General features: G+C 47.6%; 1 pseudogene. It reads right to left on the bottom strand.

Annotated elements, in window-relative coordinates:
• Positions 1-374: pseudogene (locus VSQ62_RS32330) on the bottom strand (DUF6444 domain-containing protein); the annotation flags it as partial.

Below are 374 nucleotides of genomic sequence, written 5' to 3'. Positions count from 1 at the left end.
ATATATCCTTCTGGAAATGGAGCATGTACACGGGCTCCGGTTCTTTTGTCACGGTATTCCTTTGTCGTATATTCCATGACCGCTACAGACATCTGGATGACCACTTTCTGTTTCCGAATGATTTTTCCTGTCTCATAATAATTCTCTTTATCCAGGTATTTTGCAGGCGCAGGGATTTCATGTGTCTCTGTTACGGCATGGAGCTTCCTGCGGTGTCCGGCATGGCCTGGCTGTCCGCCTGGTTTCCGGTCAGTTTTTACCCGGCTGTTCGGGATTTTTTTCCTGCCGGGTTTCTGCTGGGAAGAGGGGATGGATGAATTCTCAAAATCCATATTGACCTGCGCAGTCAGTTTTTGGTTCAGGCCTTTTTCTTC

It is taken from the genome of Sporofaciens sp. JLR.KK001 (assembly GCF_036941055.1).
Classification (GTDB): domain Bacteria; phylum Bacillota; class Clostridia; order Lachnospirales; family Lachnospiraceae; genus Sporofaciens.
The sequence above is the reverse complement of the archived record's forward strand: the minus strand, read 5'-3'. Positions and strand labels throughout refer to the sequence as shown.